Source organism: Paraburkholderia sp. CNPSo 3076, from assembly GCF_026343935.1.
In the GTDB taxonomy this organism is placed as follows: Bacteria; Pseudomonadota; Gammaproteobacteria; order Burkholderiales; family Burkholderiaceae; genus Paraburkholderia; species Paraburkholderia nodosa.
The window spans coordinates 263,848-271,499 of record NZ_JAPMAL010000007.1; the positions used below are offsets into that span (position 1 = coordinate 263,848).

The 7,652-nt window shown below is 57.6% G+C and carries 6 protein-coding genes; 3 read left to right on the plus strand and 3 right to left on the minus strand.

What is annotated here, in order from left to right; genetic code table 11:
• The first annotated feature begins 25 nt into the window (after positions 1-25).
• Positions 26-1,057: a GDP-mannose 4,6-dehydratase gene (gene gmd / locus M3A49_RS10775; protein WP_266228662.1), complete on the plus strand. Its 1,032-nt coding sequence runs from the start codon at positions 26-28 to the stop codon at positions 1,055-1,057.
• Positions 1,058-1,294: 237 nt separating this feature from the next.
• On the plus strand, positions 1,295-2,434 hold the full coding sequence (locus tag M3A49_RS10780; RefSeq protein WP_266228663.1) for a glycosyltransferase: 1,140 nt from the start codon (positions 1,295-1,297) through the stop codon (positions 2,432-2,434).
• 403 nt (positions 2,435-2,837) lie between these two features.
• Here M3A49_RS10780 and M3A49_RS10785 read toward each other — a convergent pair whose 3' ends face one another.
• From M3A49_RS10785 to M3A49_RS10795, 3 genes are read right to left on the minus strand one after another with little or no spacing between them, the layout of a single operon-like run.
• Complete coding sequence (locus tag M3A49_RS10785) at positions 2,838-4,472, minus strand: hypothetical protein (RefSeq protein WP_266228664.1); 1,635 nt, start codon at positions 4,470-4,472, stop codon at positions 2,838-2,840.
• 13 nt (positions 4,473-4,485) lie between these two features.
• The gene (locus M3A49_RS10790) at positions 4,486-4,920 is read right to left on the minus strand and encodes a GtrA family protein (protein ID WP_266228665.1); all 435 of its coding nucleotides are present in this window, start codon (positions 4,918-4,920) and stop codon (positions 4,486-4,488) included.
• Positions 4,921-4,937: 17 nt separating this feature from the next.
• Complete coding sequence (locus tag M3A49_RS10795) at positions 4,938-5,873, minus strand: glycosyltransferase family 2 protein (RefSeq protein ID WP_266228666.1); 936 nt, start codon at positions 5,871-5,873, stop codon at positions 4,938-4,940.
• A 539-nt stretch (positions 5,874-6,412) separates the two neighbouring features.
• Between M3A49_RS10795 and istA the strand changes: the two genes are divergently transcribed.
• The coding region (gene istA / locus M3A49_RS10800) for an IS21 family transposase (RefSeq protein WP_266228667.1) at positions 6,413-7,652 on the plus strand (1,240 nt) is incomplete at its 3' end.

Consider the following 7,652-nt stretch of genomic DNA (forward strand, 5'->3'; position numbering starts at 1 on the left):
ATTCGTTTTGTAGATCAAAATATTCATGAAAGCAATCATTACCGGCATCACCGGCCAGGACGGCGCATATCTCGCGGAACTGCTTCTCGGCAAAGGCTACACTGTTTTCGGCACGTACCGTCGTACAAGTTCCGTAAACTTCTGGCGCATCGAAGAGCTGGGTATTCAGAATCATCCGAACCTTCATCTGGTTGAGTACGATCTGACGGATCTGTCGTCAAGCATCCGCCTGCTGCAGACGACCGGTGCGACGGAGGTGTACAACCTCGCAGCCCAGAGTTTTGTCGGCGTGTCGTTCGACCAGCCGGCAACCACTGCGGAAATCACAGGCATCGGGCCGTTGAATCTGCTCGAGGCGATTCGTATCGTGAACCCGGCGATTCGCTTTTATCAGGCGTCGACCTCCGAAATGTTCGGAAAGGTTCAGGCAGTGCCGCAGATCGAGAGCACGCCGTTCTATCCGCGCAGCCCATATGGCGTTGCGAAACTGTACGCACATTGGATCACGGTTAACTACCGCGAGTCGTACGGCATCTTCGGATGCAGCGGAATATTGTTTAATCATGAATCACCGCTTCGCGGGCGCGAGTTTGTCACGCGCAAGATTACGGACTCGGTGGCGAAGATCAAACTCGGCAAGCTTGACGTACTGGAACTGGGTAACCTGGATGCCAAGCGTGACTGGGGCTATGCGAAAGAGTACGTCGAAGGTATGTGGCGCATGCTGCAGGCCGATAAGCCCGACACCTATGTACTCGCGACGAACCGCACTGAGACGGTCCGTGATTTCGTGACGATGGCGTTCAAGGCTGCCGGAATCGCGATCTCGTGGAAGGGCGAAGGCGAAAAGGAGACTGGCATCGACTTGGAGACGGGTAGGACGTTGGTGCGGATCAACCCGAAGTTCTATCGGCCGGCCGAAGTGGATTTGCTGATCGGCAGTCCTGAAAAGGCGACACGCGAACTGGACTGGAAGCCTCAAGTGACGCTCGAACAACTGTGTGCAATGATGGTCGAGGCTGACCTGCGCCGCAATGGAACGGGCTTTTCGTTCTGACGTGCGCAAAGTCCTGATCACTGGTATTTCGGGATCCACCGGCCAATACCTTGCCGAATTGTCGCGCAACAGCGTTATCAGGTCAGTTGGCATCTCGTCCGGTATTCACGCGCCGGACGAGAATCGGTGTTGCTGCAGCCTGAGCCACTTCCACGGAAACAACACAAAACTCGAGGCGACGATCGCCCGTCTGGACCGGAGTCCGCTATCGACGCCACTGACATGGATGGGTGCAGCATGAAGGTGCTCCATGTCTATCGTACTTACTTCCCTGATCCACCAGGTGGGCTCCAGGAGGCAATCAGGCAGGTATGCCGTGCAACGCGCGCATGTGGGGTGGACCCGCGCATTTTCACGCTATCGCCGAATCCGCATCCGCGTGAAATAGATTTCCCCGAAGCGCATGTGTGGCGCTCGCGGTCTTGGGCAGCGCCGGCGTCATGCGATCTCGGGGGTTTCGATTCAATACGCCAGTATCGCGAACTCGCGGCATGGGCTGATGTTCTCCACTTCCATTTTCCATGGCCCTTCGGCGATGTGCTGCGACTGCTAGGTGATCGCAGCAAGCCAGCTGTCATGACCTATCATTCCGACGTCGTGAGGCAGCGCTGGCTTGGGCATCTGTATGGGCCAGTTATGCGCCGCATGCTCGCTTCGATGTCTGCTGTCGTTGCCACATCACCGGCGTACGCTCGTACGAGCCCGGTCTTGAGAGAATTCGTCGATCCGCAGCGCGTTCATGTGATTCCACTCGGAATTGCTGACTACGCAACCGGGGAAGTGAAATCGGCAAACTCAAACGTGCTCGAGAGGCTGAGGCTCGATGGACGGCCTTATTTCCTGTCGCTCGGTGTGCTGCGCTACTACAAAGGGTTGCACACGCTGATCGAAGCGGCTTCGTCTATTCCCGCACAGCTTGTAATTGCCGGATCCGGACCCGAGATGACGAGCCTGAGGAGATTGGCAGAAGAACGCGGCGCCTCGAACGTGGTCTTTGCCGGGCAGGTGTCCGACACAGAAAAGAACGCATTGTTGAATGGCTGTCGAGGTCTTGTACTGCCGTCGCAATTGCGTTCAGAGGCTTTCGGCATGGTACTGGTCGAAGCGGCGATGTTCGGAAAGCCATTGGTAAGTTGTGAGATTGGCTCGGGGACTTCCTACGTAAACGAACATGGCGTGACGGGTTTTGTTGTGCAACCCGAGGCACCGCAGGAGTTGGCGCAGGCCGCTAACGCATTGCTGGTGGACGAGCGGCGAGCGTGGGAGATGGGTGGCGCGGCGAGAATACGCTATGAGCGATTGTTTTCCGGGGAGGCGCTGGGCAATCGCTATACGGCTTTGTATCGACAAATCCTTGAAGCGGAACGGCGTGACTGACAGGGCCGACAAAGCTACCCGCCATGCTTGTCTCAAGGTCGGCCCTGTAGTTTATTCAGCGGGAAGAGACTTCTTATTTTCGTTTGAATATAGCGTGAGCCGAGAGGAGTTGCGACAAACCAGAAAAAAGCCATTGCGGCGCCATCTCCTGCAACGCACCCGTTGTCTCGCGAATCTTTCCACCTGCCGGATGCCTGCCAGGGCGGGCTGCTCAGTCACTACTGCTTGAGCCCTCGCGTGAGGAATGAAACAAGCGGGGCGGCTCAATGAAGTCGATGGCAACGCCTGCGCAGTAAAGCGTTCACCTGCACGGGGCAACGGCCATCTTCGTCATGAGCCGATCCACCCAATCGAGCTATCTTGTTTGCGAGCGTAATAGCGTGTGTCGCGAATTCTGAAAGCGTCAATACTCTTCGAGCTTTCGCGCAAAAACGGGCAAGCGCGGTCGGCCCGGAGCCAGTCGATAGGATGCTGCGACTACCTGCAACGCTTCCGATTGTACGGTTAGTCCCTTACCGGTCAGGAGTTTGAAATCGCTTCCAGTAACTGGTCGATTGAATAGCAGGCGTACGCCCCAGGGCGCTGGGATCATCCGAAAGTCGCGGATGCGACCCAGTTCGTGGCCATCCACCCACACCCTGTGCTGACCGAAGTATACGTCGGTGAACTGACCGGTCAGTCCATGAAAATCGATGAAGTCAGCCGGCGATTTGTGAGCCGACCAGACGACTTCAATTACTGGATTGCCATCCTGCGATGTGGAGTGCGCTTGTTGGATACTATCGATGTCGCTGATCTTGAATTGCAGGCAGAGCACCAAGAGGACGAGTATCGCCGCACAACTCGCACGCAGTACACGCGACTGGAGCCTACTTTCGGAGCCGCCCCAAACCCAACGTAGCGCAAGCCAGGCGAGCAACGCCAGATAGGGAATCGCCCATTTGAAGTAGTGGATGTTGTGGTAACGCCACATGCCTTCCGGCAGCAAATCGCCGTACGGCGCATATAGCGCGAAATGCAGCAGGATTGCCAATGCTACGACCCGCAGCAGCTGGTCGCCGCGTGCTATTGCGATGACGACGCCGACAATGGATAGCAGCAGCCAGGGATAGTGGGTGACCAGCGCGGCTTGAGGTTCGAGGTAAATCGAATTCGCGTCGAACAGCAGCGACCAGGTTTTGCGTGGCAGTTCCGTGATGAAATAGCCACTGGCGCCTGCGGTCGATTGCAGGTATCCACCCATCGGCTTACCGTAGATTCTGTAGTTGACTGCTGCAAACAGCATCAACCCAAACACGATGCCCAAGCCCAAGGCGGAGCAGATCGCGAGCACGCGTCTGCGTTGCCTGAGCAGGCTCGCTATGTCGCGAAACGGCAAGGCGAAGTAGATGTAGGCCGGGAAGAAGACGGCTGCCAGCACCACGTCTACGGGGCGCAGAATAATGAGCGCCCCGAATAGTAGCGAAAGCAAGCCTGCCCACAATAGGGCCGCAGGACTGTCATCGTCGCGTTGGCGGGTATCCCGCTGTCGTATGAGGATCAGCAGGGAAAGCGCGTAAATCAATGTGGTACCGGACGTAGTCCATGGAATCGCGAAGTTGTCGATTACAGTGGGTTGAAACCAAATCGATGCCGCCGTAATGACGAGGATTTCGACTCGTGACAGATAATGGTCGGCGAATTTCACAAACACATAGACGAATAGCAGTAGCGAAAAGCCGTCGAACAAGAAAAATGGGTGGTTAGGGGTCCAGTGCAGGAAAATACGCCCGATTAGGGGATAAAGGACCGGATAGTAAAAATTGTCCGGGGAAAACTGGTGCGCGGCGAGTGCCTTTGCTTCTTTGAGGTATTGGCTTTGATCGAACCAGCCCCACCAGCCTTGCGGAAAAGCTAGATTATTGCCCGGCAAAGAGGGATGACCAAGATAGACGGCCGAATAAACTACGACGGTGCCCCATAGGAACACCCAGGTTGGAATGAAGTATCGATTAAGGCCTCTGGTCGCGCGCAAATCGATAGGGTTTGATCCAGGCATGGTTGAAGGTCGTTTATTTTTTATGAAAAACGAGGAATTTCGATCCCGTGAAATTGAGCAGCATACCGGCTATCGAGCCGGCTGCCACGGCGAGCATCGGGTGTCGATAGGCGATAGCGACGTGCAGCACAAGGTAGAAGTACATTGCGTTGTTTGCCGCCCAGCCAAGCACATTAGCCAACACATAACGCATCCATTCATGATGCGCAGCATATCGGCTGGCGCCGAACGTATAGCGACGATTCAGTAGCCAGGTGACTGTGACAGCCGCTGGGAACGCAACCATCTGAGCGACTAGTGGGCTACCGTATAGCACCCACAACTCGACAATGCCGGCATTTACCACCAGGCCGACAATGCCGACGGCGCAAAAGCGCATGAATTGCCTGGTGGTCGAGTGTCGCAAGGCCTCGCAACACATCGCGGCCCATCCCCGTGCTGGTGTCATGGCGCAGTGATCCCTCGTTAGTGGCGAGGCGAGGTAAGTGCGGGGTACTGCAAATAGACGAGCATGCGCGTTTCCCGGCGGCCCCGCGAGACAGTATCGAGTATCGTGCCTGTCACGACACTGAGAAAGGCGATTGTCATCAAGCCCATCGCGAGCATCGCCGTCGGCAGGCGTGGCACAACCCCATATTGCAGGAACGTGTCGACGACGGGCGCAGCAAGAGCAAGCGAAGTTGCAGCGAACACGGCAGCCAACGCGCCAAAAAACAGCATTGGGCGCTCGTGACGAATGAGCTTCAAAATCAGCATCAAGATTCGCCATCCATCGCGATAGGTGCGCAGCTTGCTCTCCGAACCATCGGGGCGCCCACGATAGGTTCCTTCGCCGTGAGCTACTGGTAGCGACAGTTCGAGAGCATGTACGGTGAGCTCGGTTTCGATGTCGAAACCTTGTGACAGTGCGGGAAACGATTTGACGAAGCGTCGCGAAAAGACTTTGTACCCGGACAGCATATCCTGTACGCGATTCCCAAAGATCCTGCGGACCACACCAGTCAGCATCAGGTTACCGAACCGGTGACCGCCCCGATAAGCGGCATCTTCCACTTCGCGGCGAACGCAATTAACGAGATCGTGTGGTCCTTCCAGCGCCAAGGCGACCATGTGACCGGCAACGCTGGCATCGTACGTGTCGTCGCCATCCACCATTACATAAAGATCGGCCTCCACATCGCGGAACATGCGGCGCACCACGTGACCTTTGCCCTGCTGCACTTCTGTGCGAACGATGGCGCCGGCGGCCTGAGCGACTTCTGCGGTGCGATCAGACGAATTGTTGTCATAGACGTAAATCTGAGCGTCGGGTAAAGCGGCCCGGAAATCCCGAATTACGCTGCCGATCGCTTTTTCTTCGTTATAACAAGGGATCAGAACAGCTATTCTTGGGTTTTGCATGACTGAACAGAATTGTAGTGTGTGGTTGGTCGACGCGGCCGCATTCAATGCTGCGCGATCTGCCAGACTGGCTCGGGCACGGTCGGATGAGGTCTCACTTATGTCGCGTTCATGGCGCGGGGAGGATTATATAGTGTGTCCTCAAACGGACAAATCGGGGTCATATGGGAGCGGTTCGATTTCCCTATGTGAACCAGCTCGACCAAGGAACTAAGGCATGGAGCGAGCTATAACCGCGTGGTGGACTCGCTTGATCGCCCTCTTAGGGGGCGGAGACGAAGGCGCGCGTGTTCAACGAGATATGCGCGATTCATATTGCCGCAAGTGCCATTGCCCGTTTAGTCGCGCTCCCTCAAAGATGCGGCGACAGTCGCGTCGCGCTTGAATCGCGAGAGGTCAGCCCCGATGGGCGGGCAAATTCCCCCACCTGTGGGCACCTCAAACTCCCCCACCTAGAGACGCGCGGAGCATGATGCTGGCGCGGTATGGCAGGACGTTACCTTGCACCCCTCGAATGAAGAAGAAGAGGGGTTGTTGGAGTGAATGTCTTGAAGCCGCATCTGCAAACAGCCATCGCCACGCTCGTCGCCGCGGGCAAACGTCAGCGGGAAATTGCCCGGATTACGGGCGTTGACCGCAAGACGATCCGTAAGTACCAGGAGCAATTCGCGGCGGCGCAGGCAAATTCCCCCACGGTGCCCACCGGCCCCGAGCTGCAAATTCCTCCACCCTGCCCACCGGCAAAGGGCAGCCAGCTATCGGCCTGCGAGCGACACCGCGAGTTCATAGAAGCCCAGTTGCGGTTGCGGCGCAACGCCATGGCCATCTACCAGGATCTGGTGGACCGGTTTGGCTTCGTCGCCGGTTACGACAGCGTCAAGCGGTTCGTGCGCACAGTGCGCAAGCATGAGCCCGCCCAGTTTGACCGGCTGGACTTCCTGCCCGGCGAGGAAGCGCAGGTCGACTATGGCGAGGGAGCCCTGACCAGGGTGCCGGGCACAAACCGCTATCGCAAGCCGCGGCTGTTCGTGATGACGCTTCGCTACTCGCGGCGCTGCTTCCGCCGCGTCGTGTGGAAGTCCAGCAAGCAGGTCTGGGCCGAACTGCACGAGCAGGCCTGGCGCCACTTTGGTGGCGTCACGCAATACGTCGTCCTCGACAATCTGAAGGAAGGCGTTGTCAAACCGGACCTGTACGAGCCGGAACTCAATCCGGTGTATGCCGCCATGCTCGCTCACTACGGCGTGGTAGCGGACCCGGCTCGCGTTCGGGATCCGAATCGAAAGGGCACCGTCGAGAACGCGATCCAGCATACCCAGGGCACGGCCCTGAAGGGGCGCCGGTTCGAATCGATCGAGGAGCAGAACGCCTTCCTCGAGCAATGGGAATCAAACTGGGCGGCCAGAAGAATTCACGGCAGCACCCGTCGCCAGGTCCAGGCGATGTTCGAGGAGGAGCGTCCCCATCTGCGGGCCTTGCCGGCGCGCAACTTCGAATACTTCACCGACAAGGTCTACACGGTCTGCGACGACACGTGCGTCCGAGTAGACCACAGCAGCTACGCAGCCCAACCGGCTCCCATCGGCAGCCAAGTGCTGGTGCGTAAGTTTGCCCGTCACCTGGAAATCCGCAACCTCCAGACACAGGCATTGCTGCGCACCCACATGCTGGCCGACAGGCCGGGCACGGTGGTACTGCCGCAGGACGAGCGGCCGTTCAATCCCTCCCGGGAAACGCGCCGCATCCTCGCGCAGGCCAGGACGATCGGGCCATCGGCCG